This window comes from Bacillota bacterium (genome assembly GCA_012727955.1).
GTDB lineage: Bacteria > Bacillota > Limnochordia > DTU087 > JAAYGB01 > JAAYGB01.
The window spans coordinates 17,167-38,643 of the sequence record JAAYGB010000058.1 but is presented as its reverse complement, the minus strand read 5'-3'; the positions used below and the strand labels follow the sequence as shown (position 1 = coordinate 38,643).

The following is a 21,477-nucleotide window of genomic DNA, read 5'->3' as shown; positions in this document are numbered from 1 at the left end:
TTACAGTTGTTCCTCCAATCGATGTAGGATTGCCGCTACATCTGCCTCTGTGATTTCCTCTTGATCCCCTCCGGTAAACTGGGCCAACAGCTCATCGTCAACGCCCAGGGAGCGCAGCATCCGGACCCGGTATTCCTTCGACCCCTTGATTAAGGTCAGTTTGCGACGAATCTCCTCATACTGGGGAATGTTGGTGGTAATCCCTCGGCGCCGCAGCCGAAGCCGCAACCGTGCCCAGAAGGAGGGGCCCCTCGGGGTTAGGGGCTGGGGTCCCCTTTCCACCCGAAACTGCAATAGCTGCCCTGCCTGACGGTAGATCACATAAAAAAAAGAGGCTGGAATGAGCCGCAGCAAAAAGGGCTGCAGCTGGGGACTCAGCCGGGGATAAAGCACTAACACCAGACCCGCCAAGAGCCCGAGGCCAATGGCAGTCACCAAAAAACTCCAGCGATTAGGTGTTGTAGCCATCTTGCTCCTCCTTTGCCCGGGACTCCTCTTCTGCTTCCGCCTGTTCCAGCGCGGCTTTACACTCCTTTAAAGCTCCAATGGCCTGAGCCTTATCCTCGACAGTCATGGGGTGCCGGCTGAAGCGAGCCAACTGGAAGATGTCAATCAAGGTCTGCAAGGCCCCCTCAGGCAAATCGAAATTGGCTAGAGCCGCATACAAGCTTTCCTCCGCGGTGTAGGAGGCCGGAAGCTGCAGTCCCTGCTCCTGCATCAGATGCAAAAACCCCCGATAGCAGGCGAGGATTGCCTTCCTGGGATCGGGCTCTGCTTCCAGTTGAGCTAAACTGACGGCAATGGTCTGCTGCAGGGCCTGGCGCTGTTCCTCATGGGTAGGGCCTTCCACCGGTTTGGGGGCAGGCCGTGACTTAATAATCCGGAACACAACGGCTGCCAGCATCAGTCCAGCCATAATGCCCAGGATCCACAGCAGGATCGCCGGCACTTGGTGGCTGACCATTTCCCCGGGAACCATCTCCTCCAGGTAACCACCTCGACCGCCGGGCAATCCTCCAGGAAATCCCGGACCCACGCCCGGAGGGCCCTGGGGAGGCACGGACTCCTCAGGGGCATTCTTTCGCAGCCAGGCAATCAGTGCGGCAAACCCGGCAAACATCACCCCCAAGAAGGCCACCACCTGCCAGGGCAGTCTTTTGGGGTCTTCGTACTTCTCATCCTCGTCTTCATAGATAGGTGAAGTCAAGATAATCCATAAAAAGCCCACATAGGCCAATAAAGCCAGTCCGATAAAAATCCATACTAAGATATTACTCCAAGCCAAGCCATCGCCTGCTTCTTCCGGATCCCACTCCGGAAGCTGTAAGGGCCCTTCCGTGGCATAACCCATTAGGAGAAACAGCACTAGGACCACCAGGACCCACAGCCTAGACCGCCGGCTCTTTGCCCTTACCAACCAAACCACTCCCAACTGGCCCTATCCTACGATAGAGCCCACAATGGCTCCTGGGTTAATCCCCCAGGAGACTAAGTAACACCCGACTTACCTTCTCAACTCGTCTTTCCGTCCAGTTGCCCCACAGGATCAAGTCTGCCTCTTGCTTCGTCGGCTCGATGCACTCCCAATGGCCGGGCTGGGCATCCTGGCGATACCAGGCAATCACCTGGTTGAGATCGGCGCCCGCGGCCACATTGCGCTCAATTCGGCGCATAATTCGCTCCTGGGGCTCCATATCGACGTAAATGGTCAGGTCGAAAAAGTCCTGTAGCTCCGGAATGGAGAGCACCAAATGCCCCTCAACGATAATCAAGGGCCGAGGCCGGTAGGTGACCTGCCTGCCTCGGCTGGTAAAACTGACGGTCTTTCCATCCCTTAAGGACGCCAAATCAGCCCTGGCTTTGTCGGCCTGGATGCACTCCGGCCGATTGTTAGTAGTGGCATCGGGGTAAAAATACCTATCTAGGGAAACAACCTCCAGCACATTGGAACCCAACTTGGCCTCCAGCAGCCGACACAAAGTGCTCTTGCCCGATCCGGAGCCGCCGCCGATGGCCACAAATACCGGTTTCATCCTCACTACCCCCTCTGACCTAGATTCTACCCCGTAGTTTCATCGCTTCGGCAATCCGATCTAGGGCCACCATATAGGCCGCGGTTCTCAAGTCCACCTGCTGCCTTTGACTCATTTCATAGACCCGGTGGAAGGCGGCAACCATCATCTCCTCCAATCGAGTGGCCACCTCGGCTTCATTCCAATAGAACTGCATGGTGTTTTGCACCCATTCGAAGTAGGAGACCGTTACCCCGCCGGCATTGGCTAAAATATCGGGGATCACCAACTTCCCTCGCTCAAAAAGAATCCCATCGGCCTCGGGAGTTGTCGGCCCGTTGGCCGCCTCGGCGATAATGGTGGCCTGAATTCCCCCGGCATTTTCCTTGGTGATCACGTTCTCCAAGGCCGCGGGGACTAGGATATCACAGGCAAGATTGAGAAACTCCTGGGCCGGTACCTCCTGGCTGCCGGGAAAACCCTTGACGCTGCCGGTGGCCCGTTTGTGGGCGGCCAGAGCCTTAGGATCTAGCCCTGCGGGATTGTAGGCATTACCGGTGGAATCACTGACTCCGATCACCTTCACGCCCATTTCATGGAGCAGATGGGCTGCCGTCCCACCGACATTGCCAAAGCCTTGAACCACCGCGGTGGCTTGGCTTAGGTCCATCTGGGCCAAAGCCGCGGCTTCCCTGATGGCATAGACACAGCCCTGGCCTGTGGCCGAAGGCCGACCGACGGAACCTCCCAAGATTAAGGGTTTGCCGGTAATAATCCCCGGGGTAGAGTAACCCCGGATACTGCTGAACTCATCCATCATCCAGGCCATCACCTGGGCGTTGGTATAGACATCGGGAGCCGGGATATCAATCTCTGGTCCCACAATGGGAGCAACGGCCCGAATATAACCTCGACTTAACCGCTCCAGCTCCCCGGGCGACAGCTCCTTGGGATGGCAGACCACTCCACCCTTACCGCCGCCATAGGGCAACCCCATCACTTGACACTTAAAGGTCATCCACATGGACAGGGCCTTGACTTCATCTAAGGTAACGTCGGGGTGAAAGCGCACTCCCCCTTTCGCCGGTCCCATCACATCGGTGTGCTGGGCCCGATAACCGATAAAGGTCTTAACTTCCCCGGAATCCATCTTAACGGGAATAGACACCACCATCACCCGGGCCGGCTCCTTCAAAAGCTCGTAAACGCCGGGATCGAGATTTAGCTGATCACAGGCTTGCTTAAGCTGTGCCTGGGCCACCTGCAGGGGATTAACGATATCAGACATTGCCCTTGCTCCTTCCCTCGTTGACTAACCAGTTCAGAAGGTGAATAGCAAACTAATTCGCCAGGAAAGCTTCTCGCCCTCCTGATTTTTTCCTCCGCTCCTTGGGCCCCATGGCCCCGCTATTGTCCCCGTGCTTGTTTTTGATTGGCCAAGAAGACCTCCACTTCTTCTTTACTGGGAAGGGAGGATTGGGCTCCCAACTTGGTCACTGTCAAGGCTCCCGCCGCAGCGGCAAACTCCATCACATTTTCGATGGGCCGGCTGCCGATGGTTGCCGCCAATCCGCCGACAAAGGCGTCGCCGGCCGCGGTGCTGTCTACGCTCTTCACGGGAAAGGCCGGGGTATCGATCCTCCGGTCTCCATCAAGATAAAGCGCCCCTTGACTGCCTAGGGTCACCACCACTTGCCCGACGCCCTTGGCCAAGAGGACTTGGGCCGCCTCGGTGGCGCTGTCGGCATCGGTCACCTCAATTCCAGCCAACAGCTGGGCTTCCGTCTCATTGACCACCAGCAAATCCACGTATTCCCATAGCTCCTTGGGCAGGGGCGCTGCCGGTGCTGGGTTAAGGATCGCCTGCATCCCCCGCTGACGGCCAATCCGGGCCGCGGTCACCACCGCTTCCATGGGAATCTCCAGCTGCAAAACCATTACGTCGGCCTCGGTCTCGGTCAGAGCCGCTGCGACATAGTCGGAATCACACCGGCCGTTGGCTCCCGGGACAACGACAATGGTGTTATCACCGGCGCTGTCCACGGTGATCAAAGCGGTCCCGGTGGGGGTTTGCGGCGCCCTGGCGATTTTACTGGTGTTAACTCCCGCCCCCTTTAAGCTGGCGATGAGCAGATCAGCAAAGGTGTCATCTCCCACCCTGCCGACATGGACCACCGCTGCTCCCAACTTGGCCGCCGCTACTGATTGATTGGCACCCTTCCCTCCGGGGAAAGTATGAAAATCATGACTGGCAATGGTCTCGCCCCGCTGGGGCAACCGCTGGGTCTTTGCCGTCAGATCGACATTCAAACTCCCCACCACTACTACCCGATTTCCCTGCACACTCCCTCTCCTCTCCCAGATCCTACCGGCTAATTTGCGTCCACCGAAGGAAGCCGGGGGACCCGCCAAATTCTCTCATTGTACTCATTGATCGTTCGGTCACTGGAAAACCTTCCTGCTTGGCTGATGTTGATAATCGCCTTGGCCCACCACTCCTCTGGTCGTCGGTACAAGGCATCGATCCGTTGATGAGCCTCACTGTATGAAGCAAAATCCTTGATCACAAAGTAGGGATCGGCCATTTGCCCAGGGTGTCCGTATTTTAGCCCATGGTAGATCTCCTGGAAAATATCGGGATGCTCCACCGGCAAGAAGCCGTTGACCAACTGATCGAGAACTTGGGCCAGCTCCGGATCAGACTCAATAATATCGATGGGATGATAGCCACCATAGCGATAGTAACGATCCACCTCATCGGCGGTCAAACCGAAGATAAACATATTCTCCTCGCCCACGGCTTCGGCAATTTCCACGTTGGCACCGTCTAAGGTACCGATGGTCAAGGCCCCGTTGAGCATAAATTTCATGTTCCCGGTACCAGAAGCCTCCTTACCCGCGGTGGAGATCTGCTCGCTGACATCGGCAGCGGGAATAATCAGCTCCGCCAAGGAAACGCGGTAGTTTTCCAGGAAGACGACCTTTAATTTGTCGTTAATCCGGGAATCATTATTGATGGCTTCCCCAACGCTGTGAATCAACTTGATGATTAGTTTCGCCATCCGATACCCTGGAGCCGCCTTGGCACCAAAGATGAAGGTTCTGGGGATCATATCGAAATCGGGATTGGCCAGCAGGCGATTGTACAAAGCCATAATGTGTAAGACGTTAAGCAGCTGCCGTTTGTACTCGTGCAACCGCTTTACCTGCACGTCAAAGATGGAATTGGGGTCCACTCTAATGCCGTTATGCTTTTCAATATAGGCCGCTAGTTTCAGTTTGTTGTGGCGGCGAATTTCCGCTAAAGCCCTTTGAACCTCGGGATCACGGCTGTACTCTGCAAAGGCCTCCAGCCGCTCAGACTCACGCACCCAGTCGGACCCGATGCGCTCGGTAATCAGATCCGCCAAGGTGGGATTGGCCTTCACCAGGAAGCGGCGGAAGGTGATTCCGTTGGTAATCCCGATGAACTTGTGGGGGTACAGCTGATAAAAGTCCCGGAAAACATTGTTTTTCAGGATCTCGGCGTGAAGCTGAGCCACCCCGTTCACCGAAAAGGATCCCACGATACAAAGATGGGCCATCTTCACTTGATTATCCGCGACAATTGCCAGGGAGGCGATGCGATCCCAATCGCCGGGGTATTTGTCCCACAGCTCCCTACAGAAGCGCTCGTTGATCTCATGGACAATGTCCCACAAGCGGGGAAGCAGCTCCCGAAAGAGGTCCGCGGGCCATTTCTCCAGGGCTTCCTCCATAATGGTGTGGTTGGTGTAGGCAAAGGTGGAGGTAGTAATCTCCCAGGCCTCGTCCCAGCCCAATCCCTCTTCATCGATGAGAATGCGCATCAGCTCGAGGATAGACAGTGCCGGATGGGTGTCATTGATCTGAATCACCGTCTTCTTGGCAAAATCCCTGATGTCATTGCCCCGAGCCTTGAAGTGGCTGACGATGTGTTGGATACTGGCGGAGACAAAGAAGTACTGCTGCTTTAACCGCAGGGCCTTACCCTCCCGGTGATTATCCTCCGGGTACAATACCTTGGAGATGACCTCGGCTAATTCCTTTTCCTCCACGGCACTCAAGTAGCGGCCCTGACCGAAAAGGTTGAAGTCCAGATGCTTCATCGCCCGGGCACCCCAGAAGATCAGGCTGTTGACCAGGGAAGATTGATACCCCATCACCGGTACTTCATAGGGGATCGCCTTCACCTGTTGGTATCCCTTGTGGACAAACACCATTCGCCCATCCCGGAACTCCGGTTCTACGTAACCCCCAAAGCGGACAATCTGCGCCTCCTCCGGCAGCGGGGTCTCCCAGAGGTTGCCGTCCTCCAACCAAGGGTCCACCAGCTCAATCTGGTAGCCGTCGACGATTTTCTGCTTAAAGAGCCCGTATTCGTAACGAATTCCATAGCCGTGGGCGGGAATGCCCACAGTGGCCATGGAATCGGCAAAACACGCGGCCAGCCGGCCCAAGCCGCCATTGCCCAGACCGGCATCGGATTCCAGTTCACAGATTTCCTCTAAGGTGACGCCAAACTCCTGGCAAACCTCCCGGGCCACTGACTCCATCCCTAGGACCAAGAGATTTCTTTCCAAGGACTGTCCCACCAGGAACTCCATGGAGAGATAATACACTTCCCGCTGGGTCTGGCGATGGAGTATCTCCCGGGAGTAGGCCCACCGCTCCATCACCAGATCCCGCACCACCATGGCCAATGCCTTATACAGTTGCGTCTTCGAAATCGTCTTCGGAGTGCGCCCGAACATCCATTGAGACTTCCGTTCCAGCGCCCGCATCAAGTCTTTTTTCGTTAGTTGATTCATCTTGCATCCCTCGCCCTCGACTCCCTTGGTTATGCTCCTCCTTGACCCCAGGCTCCTCCTTCAACCGCAGATACACCACCCCCAGGGGCGGAAGTTTTAGCATAATGCTGTAGGGTTGGTTGTGCCAGGGAAGATCCTCGGAAAACAGCTCTGCGTCATTAACCTGTCCTGAACCACCGTACTGAGCGGCATCACTGTTAAACACTTCAGTATATGTTCCCGGTGCCGGTACGCCCACGCGGTAATCATAGCGAACCACCGGGGTAAAGTTGCAAATGACGATCAGCTGCTCCTGATCGGTACTTCTGCGGATAAAGGAAACCACACTTTGACTGGAATCGTGGGGGTCAATCCACTGAAACCCCTCCCATCCCAGGTCCTCCTCCCACAGGGCCTTGTGGGCCAAGTAAAAATGATTCAGCTCCTTCACATACCGATGGAGCATCCGATGCATGGGATAATCCAATAAATGCCAGTCCAAACTCTCCCGGTACTTCCACTCGATGAACTGTCCAAACTCCCCGCCCATGAAGATCAACTTCTTGCCGGGATGGGCCATCATATAACCAAAGAGGGCCCGCAGGCCGGCAAACTTCTGCCAGTAATCTCCCGGCATCTTATCCAGCAGGGACTTCTTGCCGTGAACCACCTCATCATGGGAGAGGGGAAGGACAAAGTTTTCCGAGAAGGCGTACATCAAGGAGAAGGTGAGAAGGTCATGATGATACTGCCGGTAGATGGGATCCATCTCCATGTATTTGAGGACGTCGTTCATCCAGCCCATATTCCACTTATAGTTGAATCCCAGGCCCCCTAGGTAGGTGGGACGACTGACCAAGGGCCAGTCCGTGGACTCCTCGGCGATCATCAAGCAGTTAGGAAACTTCTCAAAGACTGCGGTATTAAGCTTCCGGAGAAAATCGATTCCTTCTAGGTTTTCTCGTCCACCGTAGCGATTGGGCCGCCACTGGCCCTGATCTCGGCCATAATCTAGATAAAGAATATTGGCTACGGCGTCCACCCGCAAGCCATCGATATGAAACTCCTCCAACCAGAAGTAGGCATTGGAGATGAGAAAGCTTTGCACCTCCGGTCGGCCCAGATCAAAGTTCGATGTTCCCCAGGCGGGGTTGTTCCGCTTTAAGGGCTCCTCGTATTCGTAGGTGGGGGTGCCGTCAAAGAGGCGTAAACCGTGGTCGTCTTTGCAAAAGTGGCTGGGCACCCAGTCCATAATCACTCCGATCCCCCGCTGGTGGGCCCGATCCACCAGATACATGAAATCCTTTGGGGTGCCGTAGCGACTGGTGACGGAAAAATACCCCGTAGCCTGGTACCCCCAGGACCCGTCAAAGGGGTGTTCCGCCAAGGGCAGGATCTCGATATGGGTATATCCCATCTCCACCACATAGTCGATGAGCTGTTCCGCCAGCTCTCGGTAAGTAAGAAACTCCTCCAAGGCCCTTTGACGCCAGGATCCCAGATGGACTTCATAAATCAGCATCGGTTCCCGATAGCCCGCGCTCTTCCTTTGCTGCCATTCATCATCCTGCCACTGGTACCCCTGCAGCTGATACACCACCGAGGCGGTGTTGGGCCTTACCTCGGCATAAAATCCGTAGGGATCCGCCTTCTGGCGAACTCTACTTCCCCGCTGAATCTCATACTTATACAGGGCACCCTCACCCAGTCCCGGTACAAAGAGAACCCAGATCCCTGAGTCCTCGATCCGGGTCATCTCATGGTTGGCGCCGTTCCAATTGTTGAAGTCCCCCACCACCCGGACAGAATCCGCCCGGGGTGCCCACACCGCAAAGCGAACCCCCGAAACGCCCTCCTCTGTCACCAAATGGGCTCCCAACATCCGATAGGCATACCGATGCTCTCCCCGATGAAACAAATAGCGGTCATAGTCGCTGTAGGGCGACGTCTCCCACAGACCCATAGGCTCTCCCCTCCCCTTCAAGCTCTATCCCTTTGGTTCCCCCTTCCCGCCGGTCCCAAGACTTTGCCGAAAGCTTGGCCCATCCACCAGCACCAAAGAGGTCCGAGGCGGAATTACCACCCGATTCGCCTGAATTTCCCCTAAGGAATCGGTACCGGCCCGCTCCTTGTTCACCACTATCACCCAGTCGGAGCCGGGAAGCTCCATCTCCTTGTCCTCGGAATTGGCGTTGAAGATCACAACAATGGTCTCCCAAGGATCCCCGTTGACATGGGGCTGCAGGGTATAGGCCACCATTCTGCTGTCGGGTACGGGCAAAAAGCGCAGGTGCTGCTGCACTCCCTCGGCGGTCTGCATCCGAAAGGCGGGATGGGTCCGGCGCAGTTTGATCAATCCTTGGTAATACTGAAACACCGAGTAGTACTGGTATTTGCGATCCCAGTCAATTTGGTTAATCCTATCGGGGGATCGATAGGAGTTGTAGTCTCCCTGTTTGGTGCGCAAAAAGTCCATTCCCCCGTGGAGCAGGGGAATTCCCTGGGAAGTCAGCACCACTGCCCCACACATTTTGTGCAGGTCAATTAACACCTCGTCGGTGGCCTGGGGTTGTACCGCCTTCAGCTTGTCCCACAGAGTTAGGTTATCGTGGGCTTCGGCATAGTTGATACTCTGCGCGGGTTCTCCCGCCCAGGGCCACCGGGAATGGAGCATCTGGCCGTAATCCACCTGGTCGTGGTGACAGGCTCCCACAATCCCACACTGGACGCTGGATTCCATCCCCACAGCCCCATTAACAAAACCGGGATGATCGGCAAAGAACACGTGACCCCGAAGCCCATCCCGAATATCGTCGTTAAAGGCCCCGGTGCCCGGCAGCTGCCGCATATTAATCTTCAGTCCTTTGAGGTGGTCCGGCAGCGGCGAATGACCCCCGGTCCAGCCCTCACCGTACATCATGATGCTGGTGTCCACGGCGTTAAGCACCATGCGAATCTCGTTGATGGTGGGAATATCCATCAACCCCATCAAATCAAAGCGAAACCCATCGATTTTGTATTCCTCGGCCCAATACTTGACGGAATCCACGATGAGCTTGCGCACCATGGACCGCTCGGAAGCCAACTCATTGCCACATCCCGAGCCGTTGGTGAAGTGTCCATGGGGATCCTGCCGGTAATAGTAACCTGGCACGATTTTGTTCAGGTTGGAGCTGTGGGTGTAGAAGGTGTGGTTGTAAACCACATCCATATTTACCCGAATCCCCGCGGTTTTAAGGGCCTGGATCATAGTCTTAAACTCCAAAATCCTTTGTGCCCCGTTGTAGGGGTCGCTGGAGTAGGAACCTTCAGGAACGTTGTAGTTTAAGGGATCATAGCCCCAATTGTACTCGGGGTCAGCTGAGGCTTCATCTACCGTGGCAAAGTCAAAGCAGGGTAGTAACTGGACATGGGTAATCCCCAGCTCCACCAAGTGGTCTAACCCCGTGGTCACTCCCAAGGAACTGCGGGTGCCTCGCTCCGTCAAGCCCAGGAATTTGCCCCGCTGGACAATTCCCGAAGAGGGGTGAATGGACATATCCCGGACATGAATTTCATAGATAATGGCATCGACGAAGCGTTCCAGAGGGGGCCGCATCAGCTCTTCCCAACCGGGAGGATTGGTGCGCCCCAGGTCCACCACCATCCCCCGCTGACCGTTGACCCCACAGGCCTTGGCATAGGGATCCACGGCTTCGTTGATTTGCCCGTTGACCAATACCCGGTAGTTGTAATACAACCCATGGTTATCCCCCTGGAGCCGAAACACCCAGGTACCATTGACGTCCCGCTCCATGGTATACTCCCGGCCTTCACCGTCATGGCCGTTGTCATAGGTGACCAGCCATACGTTGCTGGCAGTGGGTGCCCAGACCCGAAAGACAGTGTGGTCCCGTTGGTACAATGCGCCTAACTCTCCATCGTAGTGGAATCGGTCGACAAAATCCTGGCTAGAAAAATCTGGGTACGGCATAGAAAAACCTTTCCCTCATGGGCATTAATTTCTTACTGGGCCAAGTCCGCTGCATCACTTAAGCTTTCGTAGAGTTTGACATACTCCCGGGCCGATCGCTCCCAGGAGGAATCCGTCAACATCGCATTGCGGCGAATCCGAGTCCATACCGGCTTGTCCTGGAAAAAGCCCAATGCCCTCCGAATGGTGTAAAGCATATCGTGGGCGTTGTAGTTGGTGAAACTGAAGCCGTTGCCTTCCTTGGTTTCCTCGTTATAGGATTGGACGGTGTCCTTTAATCCCCCGGTTTCCCGAACAATGGGCAGGCACCCGTAACGCATGGCAATCAGCTGGGCCAGCCCACAGGGTTCAAAGAGCGAGGGCATCAAAAACAGATCCGCCCCGGCATAGATCCGATGGGCCAAGGGATTGTCAAAGCAGATATTCGCCGATAGTTTCTCGGGATACTGCTCCGCCTTAATCCGGAACATGTCCTCATAGTATTGGTCACCGGTGCCCAGGACCACCAACTGCACCGACTCCTGGAGGATCTCATCGAGGACGTGGCCCACCAGATCCAGTCCCTTTTGGCTGACCAAACGGGAAATCAAACCGATCATCGGGATTTTTCGGTCCACGGGCAATCCCAACTCCTGCTGCAGCTTCAGCTTATTCTCCACCCTATACCGCAGGGAATTGGGGCCAAAATGCTTGGCAAGATAGGGATCGGTCTCGGGATTGTACTCCTGGTAGTCAATTCCGTTGGTAATGCCCACCAGCCGCTGGCGCCGCTCCCTGAGGAATCCATCGAGCTTTTCCCCAAAGAAGGGATATTGAATTTCCTCGGCGTAGGTGGGGCTCACCGTAGTGACAAAATCGGAATAGGCAACTCCCGCCTTCAGGAAGTTCACATTGTCATAGAACTCCAGGCCATCGGCGGTGAAATAATCCCAACCCACTTCCAGCATATCCGGGAGGATCTCCTTGGGAAAAACCCCTTGGTACCTCAGGTTGTGGATGGTAAACACCGTCTTGACATCCCTATACCAGGGATCTTCGCCGTAATGGGCCTGGAGCAGTAAACTGATGATCGCCGTCTGCCAGTCGTGAAGATGGATCACATCGGGCTTACAATCCACCTGGGGCAGGGCCTGGAGGGCGGCACGGCAGAAGAAGACGTACCGCTCGGCATCATCATCGTATCCGTACATCCCACCCCGGCGAAAGTAATATTCATTGTCAAGCAGGTAGAACTGGACTCCTTGGTATTGTACCTCCTCGACGCCACAATATTGCCGCCGCCATCCCAAACCCACCTCAAAGGTGGTGCGCAGCTTAACCTCCGAAGCAAGCTCCTCGGGGACGTCCCCGTACTTGGGCAGCATCACCGCCACCGAAATCCCCTGCCGCTGCAGTTCCTTGGGCAGGGCTCCGACGACGTCGGCTAAGCCGCCGCTCTTGGAAAAGGGTACTCCCTCGGAGGCAATAAATACAACCTTCACTTGCAGTCCCTCCTACACAAAAAACCAGAGCCGCTAGGGCTAGAGGATGGTCCCCTTGCGAAGCACCAGGGGATAGTCGGGATCTCCCATTAGGTGTTTGCCGGGACTGATGGATACATCCTTATCCAAGATGACATGCTGGAGGTGACACTGCTCGCCAATGACGCTTTTTTGCATCAGAACGCTGTCCTTCACCACCGCTCCCTTGGCCACCTTGACCCCACGAAAGAGGACACTGTTTTCCACATGGCCTTCGATGACACAACCGTTGGCAATCAGGGAGTTGGTCACCTTAGCAGTATCGGTATACCGAGTGGGGGCTTCGTTTTTCACCTTGGTGTAAACCAATCCCGCCCGGAAGAACAATTCCCGACTCACCCCGGGCCGCAGCAGTTCCATCGTCGTCCGATAATAGCTTCTCAGGGAACAGACATTACCCAGGTACCCGGTAAAGGGATATCCGATAATCTTCAGCTGATCCAGGTTGGCGATGACACAATCTCGCACCCAATTCTTGCCGCCCCGGGCTAGGGCCTGATCCAAAACCTCCACCAAGAGCTCCTTGGAGAGGATATACATGTTCATGGAAAGATTGCGACTGCGGGGAATTACCGGATTGACCTGGATGCCCCTCACCCTCTGCTGGTGATCAATGTCCAGTAAAGTGGCACAGTCTTCATAGTCCGTCAGACCCCCAGGCTTATAGATCATGGTGATATCGGCCTGGTTCTCCCGGTGGTATTCCACCGCCTGGCGGTAGTCCATATTGCACAACATCGAGGTGCCCGACAGGATCACGGTGTCTTGCCGGGAGCGAGTAAAGTAGTCCAGATGCCGAGCCATCAACTCGATGTCCCCTCTCCCCGCGCTTTGGTCCAAACCATCGGGTGGGAGGAGAAACAATCCGTCTCGGTGCCGGTCCAAATCCCACTCCTTGCCGGTACCCAGGTGGTCCATCAGGGCCCGATAGCGATCCCTCACGAAGATGCTCACATTGACAACCCCGGCATTAACCAGGTTTGATAGAGTAAAGTCAATCATCCGATACCGTCCCCCAAAGGGCACCGCCCCCAAGGAACGATGTTCCGTCAAGTACTCCATGTTCTCCACGGGCTCAGCGAGATTAATCACTCCCATGACCCTTTGCATCACGACACCTCCCCGTCGTAGATTCCCTTAATCCGGCTGTGAGGAGCAATGGTGAGCTCTTCCCCGATGACCGTTAACTCCTTCTGGGGTGAATCCTCACCGATGTGGCTCCCCTCGCCGATCACCGTGTCATTTCCGACAATAGCCTTGTGCACCACTGCCCCTGCCCCAATCTTTGTATTGGGCATCAGGACCGAGTCATAAACCTTGGCAGAAGCCTCCACGGTGACTCCGGGAAACAGCACGGAGTTATGCACTTCACCATGGATAACACACCCTTCATTGACCAGGGAGTTTTGCACCACCGCGGTATCGGCCAGGTATTGGGGCGGTTGAGTGGGATTCACCGAGTAAATCCGCCAACTGCGATCTCCTAAATCCAGACCGGGATTGTCCCCCAGCATATCCATGTTAGCCTCCCACAGGCTGTCTAGGGTGCCTACGTCCTTCCAGTATCCCTGGAAGGGATAGGCGGAAAGAAACTCGCCATTGGCCAGCATCTTGGGGATTATATTCTTACCAAAATCATTGGCGGAGGCCGGATCCCCTTCATCCTCGATCAGGTACCGCCGCAGCACCTGCCAGTTAAAGACATAGATACCCATGGAAGCCAAATTGCTCTCGGGCTCTGGGGGCTTTTCCACAAACTCAACAATTCGGTAATTCTCATCGATATTCATGATGCCAAATCTACTGGCTTCCTCCCAGGGCACCTCAATGACGGCAATGGTAGCCGCAGCTCCTTGCTCTTTGTGATGGTCCAGCATTTTGGAGTAATCCATTCTGTAAATGTGATCCCCCGACAGGACCAATACGTAGTCGGGGTTATAGGTTTCGATAAAATCAATATTTTGGTAAACGGCATTGGCGGTGCCCTTGTACCATTCTCCGCCATTGGCCCGCACGTAGGGAGGCAGGATCGCCACCCGACCGCTTTTGCGGTCCAAATCCCAGGGACTGCCAATTCCCACATAGGCATTTAGGGCCAGAGGTTGGTATTGGGTGAGAACTCCTACGGTATCGATGCCGGAATTGGCACAGTTGCTTAGGGGAAAATCAATGATCCGATACTTGCCGCCAAAGGGTACCGCGGGCTTGGCAACTTTCTTGGTCAAGACTCCTAGCCGGCTGCCTTGCCCACCGGCTAAAATCATGGCAACACACTCTTTCCTGTGAAGGGCCATTGCCTTTCCTCCTTTCCGTTACCCAATTTTTCCCTGTCCCGATTCTTTTCCCTTTGCCGGTGAAGCATCCTTAACTAAAGCTTCACTGACTTTTTCCAATTTAGTTACGATATCCCCCTTAGACGGAAAAATGGCAAGAAAAAAGCCTGCCATGAAATTCGTCGGAATTTCACAGCAGGCAGTGATTAATTTTCCCTTATTGGATTCTAATACCGCTGTTCCTACTCCGTCTGGGGCACAGCCTTGGACCGGGCCCTTTGCCAGTAGTTGACGGAGCCGATACCAAAGGCCACCAGGACTAGGGCCACCACCGTCAAGGGAGTCAGTCGCTCTCCAGGAATGAAGATGGCCGACAGCACCGCCCCGGCAATGGGGATGACAAACCGATACAATGTCACTTCACCGGCCTTGTTGTACTTCAACAGGGTGTACCAGATGGAGAAGGCTGCCGCAGACAGAAAGGCGGAATACACCAACAGCCCGGTAAACAGCGGCGTGGGCTCAAGGCCCTGCTGCACCACTCCCGGCATCCCCGTTACCAACAGCACCAGGGAACCAAAGAAGAGCTGATAGGCATTAATCAGCACGGGATTGAGGCTCCCGGAAAGTTTCTTAGCCTGGAAGGTACCAATGGCACTGGCCAGGCCTGAGAGGATGAGAAAACCCTCTCCCCGCAGGGACATGTGCCAATCGAATCCGGTGGTGCCGGGGCTCCAGTTAATCAGGATGATGCCGGCAAATCCCGTGGCTAGTCCCAGGACTTTGCCGAAGTTAAGCCGATCGTTTTGGTAGACAAAGTGGGCCAACAGAACCACAAAGAAGTTGCCGATGGAGTTGAGGATAGCCCCCTTGATCCCGGCGGTATGAGCTAAGCCGTTGTAGAAGAAGAAGTATTGAAACCCCGTCTGGGCCAAACCCAACCAAAACAGGGGTAGCAACCATCCCCTGTCCACCCGCAGGGACTGCCCCAGTCCCACCTTGAGGAACAAAAAGAGCATCACAGCTGCCAGGAAAAAGCGCATCCCGGCAATCACTAACCGGCTGGCGGTATCATTGCCGGTAAGCTGTAGTTCTTGGTAGGTAACCTTTAATACCGGAAAGGCACTGCCCCAGAGGATACAGGCCACCACCGCCATGGCGGCAACGAAGTATTTGTTGGTCCACAAAGCTTGCTGTCTTGCTGCCTTCACTAGTACTCAGTCCTATTCTCTAGATTCTTCTGTCACAATCGTTGCGATATTTAGAGCTATACACTACAGAAGGAAAGCCCGCTTTACCAGGCTTTCCTTCCCTTCTAGATCTATGTGTTCTTCCCCTTTCCCTTGGGGAGATTAAGCTGTTGCTGACTCCTCGGTTTCCGCTGCCTCGTCGCTGATCTTGAACTGGGACATCATTGTTTCTAGGTCCTTGACCATCTCCGCCAAGGTCGAGGCGGAGCTGGCGATTTCCTCCATGGCCGCGGATTGCTCCTGACTGGAAGCTGCAATCTCCCGGCTGCCCAGCTCCAGGGTTTCGGCGGCGGAGGCAATTTCATTAATCATCCGCACCGTTTCCCCGACATCATCGGTAATATGGAGGAAGTTATCCTCGGTTTTCTCCAGGATGTTGATTCCCTGGGAGACCTGCTCGTTGTTGGCCATAATCACCTGGACAGCGTGCTGTACCTGCTCTGTTAGCTGCTCCACCACGCTGTTGATATCCTCGGCAGACTTCTTGGTCTCCAGGGACAGGTTGCGAACCTCATCGGAGACCACGGCAAAGCCCCGACCGTGTTCCCCAGCGTTGGCGGCCTCAATGGCAGCATTCAGGGCCAACAGGTTGGTTTGTTCTGCGATCTCCGAAATCAAGCGCACCGTCTTGGCAATCTGCGCGGCAGCCTTCTGTACCCCGCTCATCACCGTGGTACTTTCGGTGGCGGTATCGGCAATGCCGTTCATCGTCCGCGTCGAATCCTGCATCTGCAGGCGTCCCTGATTGGACAGCTCCTGGACAGAGGTAGCCTTGCCCACCATTTTCTGCACGTTATCGTTGACAGACTCCACGGTAGCGGCAAATTCACCCATGGAAGCCGCGACTTCCTCGATACTGGCGGAGTTCTCTTCACTCACCGCGGAAAGCTGCTGACTGGCCGCCGCCACCCGCTGGGTGATGTTCCCCACCTGCCGGAGCATGTGGCGCAGGTTATCGGACATCCGGTTGAAGGAACCTGCAATTTGGCCGATTTCATCCTTGCGCTTCCACTTCAGTTGCTGGGTGAAATCTCCATTGGCCACCTTGTCCAAGTAAGTGGCAAGCTCCTTGATGGGGCGAGAGACGCTGCCCGATAGGTAGAAGGACACCGCCAAGGCCGCCAACACGATAACAATCCCGGAAAAGACGATTAACCGAATTACTCCCTCGCTGCGCTCCGACATCACACTGTAGGGCAAGGTAACCACCAGATACCAGCCCTCGGTGCTGGGAATGGGGGTGAAGATCTCTACCCCGATGCTGTCGTCAGCGGTGCGAACCAGCTGGTATCCGGCTTTACCCTGAGCCATGGACTCGGCGATCTCTGCATAGCCATCGTTTCCTGCCGCGGCCTCATTCCAGAGATTGGTGACAAAGGCATACCCTGGTTCTGGGTGGGTAATTACCTGCCCCGTCTCGTCGACGATCCAACCAAAGCCCTCGGAGTTCACCTGGGCCGTGGTAGCGATATTACCCAAGATCGCCAGATCAACGGTGGCGGCCATCACTCCCACCCGTTCCCCGCTGCTGTTGCGGACCTCATGGGCGATGACAAAGACGGGCTCTTCTGCTTCGGGAATCCTTCCGGCACTGCCGACATAGGATTCTGCTCCATTGACCATGATTGCCTGGTAATAGGGCTCCTGGGTGACATCCTCCATGGTCTTCTGAATGGTAAATCCTACACCCAAGGTATTGGCAAAGACCTGAGTGCTCCAGTAGCGAGGCAATTGCCGACCCTTTTTCTCCATGGTGTCCTTCAACAAGTCTTCATAGAGCTCAGCACTAGCCTTACCTAAGGTAGACATGTCCACCATCATACCGTTGAGAAAGCCGTCAGCTTCCTCTTTTAAGTTGGCCATCTGCTCATCGATGGTACCGCCGATGCGGTCGGCTCTCATCGCTACGATTTCCTGGGACAATTCACCGGTAAAGGTGATCACATTTCTCGCGATTTGGAAAGACATGAAAATCGCAAAGCCGACGAACAACACCGTCATGGAAAGACCAAACAGCAAACTAATTCTTGTTCGCACGGAGTTTAGTGTAAAGTTTGGCTTACGTATCCTGGGGAGCTTCATATGTATATCTGCCCTTTCTAATAGATGATGAGTTCTGTGGTGAAACCACCCTTAGGTATATGAAATATGTAAATCCTACCACTAGGGGTATGGCTCTAAAGATTATTCCTATTTCTTCCTTCGACAACCTTCGGTAGAAGATGAAGAAATCCTGTGAATTAACACACGAGATATTACCCTTTTGTTTCACCGGGCAGCCGGTATCTGCCCGCGGTCTCATCGTTGACCGAAAGGATTACCTATCCCTTTGGGGGAAAACAAAGGATAGAAAGTACACATTGTTGCATCGGAAGGGAGCTAGTTATCGATGACCATTGCCTTGGCCGCCAACTATTCACCCCAACTGATGGAGCTTCTAGCAGAGGACCCTTTGGAGTTTCTCACCTACATCAAGGTGCCCCTCACCTCACCGCCTCAGGGGCAGATCAAAGATGCCCGTCGCTACCGGCCTGGGCTGCTGCACTGTTGGGGAGAGGAGAGTATCATCCTGGGAGCTGCCTCTCCGGATAAAGTAATTAACCGGGAAAACGTCGCGGAAATGGTGGAGCTCACCGATACACCCTATGTCTCCACCCATCTGAACCTAACCTTCACGGACTTTGCCGCCATCGGAGGCTTTGACTGCGAAGATGCCTACCATCTTGTTTATGACCACTTGGCAGGAAACACCTTCCAGGTCAAGTCCTGTCTCAATCGGGATCTGATCCTTGAAAATCTGGACTTTACCCACGGCCGACCGGCCAGCGCCATCCCCACCAATCCCCGGTTTATCTCGGAGTTTTTGGCCGAAGTTGACTGCGGCCTTCTGCTGGATATTGGCCACGCCCAGGTCAGTGCCTGGCATCTGGGATACGAGTTCACCGATTACCTAAAAAGCCTGCCCCTGGACAGGGTTGTGGAGCTGCATGTTCACGCTCCCCGGTGCCTGCCGGGACAGGGCTTAATCGATGAGCATCTACCGCTAAGGCCCAAGGATTACGATCTGATTCGATGGCTCATCGAGCATACTCCGGTGCAGACCATCTCCTTAGAGTACGGCGGTGCCAAGGAGTTTCAAGGGGATCCTGAGAGAAATAGTAAAGCTGCCCTTTACGAGCAGCTTGTCCAGTTACGCACCCTGTTGGATCGAGCCTAAGTTAACAGGCCGAAGGGGCTTAATGGGGCGCATATGTCTTTCCCGTTTGATAAACACCGCCACTTCATCAATGCCAAACTTCTGGAGAGTGGCAATGGCCGTTGGATAGTTGCGCCCCACGTCCTCGGGGCAGTGGGCATCGGAACCGAGAGTAATGAAGGCGCCGCAATCGGCAATGAGGCCTAGGAAGAAGTCGTAGCGTTCCTTGGTGCCGTAGGCTTCGTAGTTGAAGGCCCGAGTGTTCACCTCGATGCCCACCCCTTGATTCGCGGCCGTCTGGATCACATCGGCGATGGCCTCCTCGGCCTGGCGTTGTTCCTCCTGAGACTCTGGCCAGGGCACTGCCTGCCAGCCTAGGTTCAAGTGAGCGATGGAGTCAAAGAGTCCGCTTTCCACCGCCTGCTTAGCCCGAGCATAGTATGTCAACATCACTTCCAAGGGCGGGAAGTCGGGAGTCATAGTACTAAAGTACTTGAAGTTGTATTCCTGGAGAAAATGAATACTGCCCAGGACAAAGTCCAACTCTGACTCAGCGCTGGCCAGGTACTCACCTAGGGTCTTTTCGTATCCCGCGATGTAGTCGGCTTCCAATCCCTTGTAGAGGGGTAACGGCGACCTTTCCCGCACTTGTTCCAGCCAGCTGAGGTATTTGGGCAGCTCGCCAAATTCCATCCAGGAATAGGGAATCGCATCCCTTACCTCCTGGGGCAAGTACTCCCGAGAGACGTGCTCAGCAAAACAGACCTCCGTCAACCCCAGATTCTGAGCCGCGGCTAGATATTCGCTGATGTCTCCCTTGGCATGACGAGAAAAGTGTGTGTGAAGGTGAAAATCCGGTACCACATAATCTCCTCCCCTGTTTCGCATCCGTGACTCCGTAAGGTACCTAATGTATTATGATAACTGGTGCATTAATTCCAGTAGTTAGTCCGTCAACTAATCAGTTTTGTGTAATAGTTTTGTATCAGCCCGATCCACAGTATAACGTATCTTGGCCTAGGATGCTAGAGATCGGCCCTAGAAGGAGAAGGAGAAGATTAATCCAAGCCATTTCCCGTTGTGCCCTGCCCCTGCCTGCAGTATAATAATGAGACTAAAAGCAAGTGGGGCGAAGAACCAATGTATGTCTATTTGGTCTTTTCCAAAACTGGAACATTGCTGTCAAGGGCACTGCGGATGTGTTTAAGAACAAAGTATCCCCATGTGTCCATTAGCTTAGATGAAAATCTCACACAGATGTATTCCTTTGGCCGCATCCAGCCCAACAATCCCCTCTCCGGTGGATTTGTGCAGGAGAGCTTTGACTCCGGTGTCTTTCAGAAATTTAGACACTGCGAATGCGCTGTTTACCGGATGGAAATCAGCGAGAGTCAGTATCAGAGCCTGGTTCAGGAACTGGCTCGTTTTCTCGCCCGTCGGGACCACTACAAGTACAATATCTTGGGCCTCTTTGCCGCGGGGATGGGAGTTCCCCTGAAGCGAAGAAACCGCTACTTCTGCTCTCAGTTTGTCTCAGAACTGCTGATGCGCAGCAGCATCCTAAGCAGTGAAACCCCGCCGGAGCTGCTCAGACCCACGGATCTGATGCGGCTTGTGCCCAAGGAAATTGTCTTTGAGGGGTTGACCGCTGCCTACAGGCCTCAGGACAGCCCATCTATGGATAGGAATCTACCGATGTAATTGACCGCGACGGGAAAATTTCCGTCGCTTTTCCTTTTTCTATGTTTATTTTTGCAGATAATGGGGTATAAAAGCTTTGTAGCTACCAAGTAAAGCCTGGCTTACTTGGCTAACTTTTGTCAGATGAGGTGAAAGTGAAGACAATGAAAAGCTTAAGGGGAACTAGAACTGCGGAGAACTTGATGAAGTCCTTTGCCGGCGAATCCCAAGCCCGCAATCGTTATACTTATTATGCATCCATCGCCGATAAGGAAGGGTACAAGCAGATTCGCAACATCTTCATCGAAACCGCTGAAAACGAGAAGGAGCATGCCAAGCGGTTTTGGAAGTTCTTGTTGGCGGGATTTGAAGGTGAGCTGCCCGCCGCTATCGAGATCGAAGCCGACTACCCAGTAGCACAGGGTTCGACCCTGGACAATCTCAAGGCAGCGGCCGCCGGGGAAAACGACGAGTGGTCCAGGCTGTATCCTGAGTTTGCCGACATCGCCGATGAAGAGGGCTTCCCGGAGATCGCCGAGGCCTGGAGATACATCGCCGATGGTGAGAAGCGCCACGAAATTCGCTTCAACAAATTGGCCGACAACATGATCAATGATCGGGTCTTCAAGAAGGATGAGGTCGTTCTGTGGAAGTGCGGTAACTGCGGTTACGTCCACGAAGGCACTTCCGCTCCCGAAGTGTGCCCGGCCTGTGTCCATCCCCAGGGCCACTTTGAGGTCTTCGTCGAGACCTACTAAGAGACCT

Annotated in this window: 17 protein-coding genes; 3 read left to right on the top strand and 14 right to left on the bottom strand. The window is 54.6% G+C overall.

The features are described 5' to 3' along the window. The 13 genes from GX030_09610 to GX030_09550 form a co-directional block, all read right to left on the bottom strand. A complete protein-coding gene (locus GX030_09610) occupies nt 1–468 on the bottom strand; it encodes a hypothetical protein (protein ID NLV92630.1) in 468 nt (155 codons plus the stop codon). Continuing rightward, nucleotides 452–1,417, bottom strand: a complete 966-nt coding sequence (locus GX030_09605) for a DUF4129 domain-containing protein (GenBank protein NLV92629.1) — start codon at nt 1,415–1,417, stop codon at nt 452–454. The genes GX030_09610 and GX030_09605 overlap by 17 nt, the downstream gene beginning before the upstream one ends. A gap of 55 nt (nt 1,418–1,472) precedes the next feature. Beyond that, nucleotides 1,473–2,033, bottom strand: coding sequence for an AAA family ATPase (locus GX030_09600; GenBank protein NLV92628.1), 561 nt, complete (start codon nt 2,031–2,033; stop codon nt 1,473–1,475). Nucleotides 2,034–2,052: 19 nt separating this feature from the next. Continuing rightward, nucleotides 2,053–3,300, bottom strand: a complete 1,248-nt coding sequence (locus GX030_09595) for a Glu/Leu/Phe/Val dehydrogenase (protein NLV92627.1) — start codon at nt 3,298–3,300, stop codon at nt 2,053–2,055. Between the two features lie 119 nt (nt 3,301–3,419). After that, entirely contained in the window at nt 3,420–4,355 is a 936-nt protein-coding gene (gene rbsK / locus GX030_09590) for a ribokinase (protein ID NLV92626.1), read from the bottom strand. Between the two features lie 29 nt (nt 4,356–4,384). Further along, nucleotides 4,385–6,841, bottom strand: coding sequence for a glycogen/starch/alpha-glucan phosphorylase (locus tag GX030_09585; protein ID NLV92625.1), 2,457 nt, complete (start codon nt 6,839–6,841; stop codon nt 4,385–4,387). Then, nucleotides 6,738–8,783 carry a 1,4-alpha-glucan branching protein GlgB gene (gene glgB, locus GX030_09580; GenBank protein ID NLV92624.1) on the bottom strand — a complete coding sequence of 682 codons (2,046 nt, stop codon included), beginning with the start codon at nt 8,781–8,783 and terminating at the stop codon, nt 6,738–6,740. Before glgB ends, GX030_09585 begins: the two co-directional genes overlap by 104 nt. A 24-nt stretch (nt 8,784–8,807) precedes the next feature. Then, nucleotides 8,808–10,793, bottom strand: coding sequence for a type I pullulanase (gene pulA / locus GX030_09575; protein NLV92623.1), 1,986 nt, complete (start codon nt 10,791–10,793; stop codon nt 8,808–8,810). A 32-nt stretch (nt 10,794–10,825) separates the two neighbouring features. Next, nucleotides 10,826–12,274, bottom strand: a complete 1,449-nt coding sequence (glgA, locus tag GX030_09570) for a glycogen synthase GlgA (GenBank protein NLV92622.1) — start codon at nt 12,272–12,274, stop codon at nt 10,826–10,828. Between the two features lie 39 nt (nt 12,275–12,313). After that, the gene (glgD, locus tag GX030_09565; GenBank protein NLV92621.1) at nt 12,314–13,423 is read right to left on the bottom strand and encodes a glucose-1-phosphate adenylyltransferase subunit GlgD; all 1,110 of its coding nucleotides are present in this window, start codon (nt 13,421–13,423) and stop codon (nt 12,314–12,316) included. Then, nucleotides 13,423–14,607 (bottom strand): glucose-1-phosphate adenylyltransferase, encoded by a 1,185-nt coding sequence (locus tag GX030_09560; GenBank protein ID NLV92620.1) that lies wholly within the window; start codon nt 14,605–14,607, stop codon nt 13,423–13,425. Before GX030_09560 ends, glgD begins: the two co-directional genes overlap by 1 nt. A gap of 221 nt (nt 14,608–14,828) precedes the next feature. Continuing rightward, on the bottom strand, nt 14,829–15,743 hold the full coding sequence (locus GX030_09555) for a DMT family transporter (GenBank protein ID NLV92619.1): 915 nt from the start codon (nt 15,741–15,743) through the stop codon (nt 14,829–14,831). Nucleotides 15,744–15,938: 195 nt separating this feature from the next. Further along, nucleotides 15,939–17,855, bottom strand: coding sequence for a methyl-accepting chemotaxis protein (locus GX030_09550; protein NLV92618.1), 1,917 nt, complete (start codon nt 17,853–17,855; stop codon nt 15,939–15,941). A 370-nt stretch (nt 17,856–18,225) separates the two neighbouring features. Here GX030_09550 and GX030_09545 point away from each other — a divergent pair, with 370 nt between their 5' ends. Next, entirely contained in the window at nt 18,226–19,053 is an 828-nt protein-coding gene (locus GX030_09545) for a DUF692 family protein (protein ID NLV92617.1), read from the top strand. On the opposite strand, the gene GX030_09540 is transcribed toward GX030_09545, so the two are convergent. Continuing rightward, nucleotides 19,027–19,896, bottom strand: coding sequence for a histidinol-phosphatase HisJ family protein (locus GX030_09540; protein ID NLV92616.1), 870 nt, complete (start codon nt 19,894–19,896; stop codon nt 19,027–19,029). The two genes, GX030_09545 and GX030_09540, sit on opposite strands and share 27 nt — an antisense overlap. Before the next feature lie 276 nt (nt 19,897–20,172). Between GX030_09540 and GX030_09535 the strand changes: the two genes are divergently transcribed. Next, nucleotides 20,173–20,733, top strand: a complete 561-nt coding sequence (locus tag GX030_09535) for a hypothetical protein (GenBank protein ID NLV92615.1) — start codon at nt 20,173–20,175, stop codon at nt 20,731–20,733. A 143-nt stretch (nt 20,734–20,876) separates the two neighbouring features. Further along, complete coding sequence (locus GX030_09530; GenBank protein NLV92614.1) at nt 20,877–21,470, top strand: rubrerythrin family protein; 594 nt, start codon at nt 20,877–20,879, stop codon at nt 21,468–21,470. The last annotated feature ends 7 nt before the right edge of the window (nt 21,471–21,477 follow it).

Excerpts from the sequence above, each read along its gene's own strand:
- GX030_09610 (NLV92630.1), bottom strand. The coding sequence starts at position 468 with ATGGCTACAACACCTAATCGCTGGAGTTTTTTGGTGACTGCCATTGGC.
- GX030_09600 (NLV92628.1), bottom strand. The coding sequence starts at position 2,033 with ATGAAACCGGTATTTGTGGCCATCGGCGGCGGCTCCGGATCGGGCAAG.
- GX030_09595 (NLV92627.1), bottom strand. The coding sequence starts at position 3,300 with ATGTCTGATATCGTTAATCCCCTGCAGGTGGCCCAGGCACAGCTTAAG.
- GX030_09585 (NLV92625.1), bottom strand. The coding sequence starts at position 6,841 with ATGAATCAACTAACGAAAAAAGACTTGATGCGGGCGCTGGAACGGAAG.
- glgB (NLV92624.1), bottom strand. The coding sequence starts at position 8,783 with ATGGGTCTGTGGGAGACGTCGCCCTACAGCGACTATGACCGCTATTTG.
- pulA (NLV92623.1), bottom strand. The coding sequence starts at position 10,793 with ATGCCGTACCCAGATTTTTCTAGCCAGGATTTTGTCGACCGATTCCAC.
- glgD (NLV92621.1), bottom strand. The coding sequence starts at position 13,423 with ATGCAAAGGGTCATGGGAGTGATTAATCTCGCTGAGCCCGTGGAGAAC.
- GX030_09560 (NLV92620.1), bottom strand. The coding sequence starts at position 14,607 with ATGGCCCTTCACAGGAAAGAGTGTGTTGCCATGATTTTAGCCGGTGGG.
- GX030_09555 (NLV92619.1), bottom strand. The coding sequence starts at position 15,743 with ATGGCGGTGGTGGCCTGTATCCTCTGGGGCAGTGCCTTTCCGGTATTA.
- GX030_09545 (NLV92617.1), top strand. The coding sequence starts at position 18,226 with ATGACCATTGCCTTGGCCGCCAACTATTCACCCCAACTGATGGAGCTT.
- GX030_09535 (NLV92615.1), top strand. The coding sequence starts at position 20,173 with ATGTATGTCTATTTGGTCTTTTCCAAAACTGGAACATTGCTGTCAAGG.
- GX030_09530 (NLV92614.1), top strand. The coding sequence starts at position 20,877 with ATGAAAAGCTTAAGGGGAACTAGAACTGCGGAGAACTTGATGAAGTCC.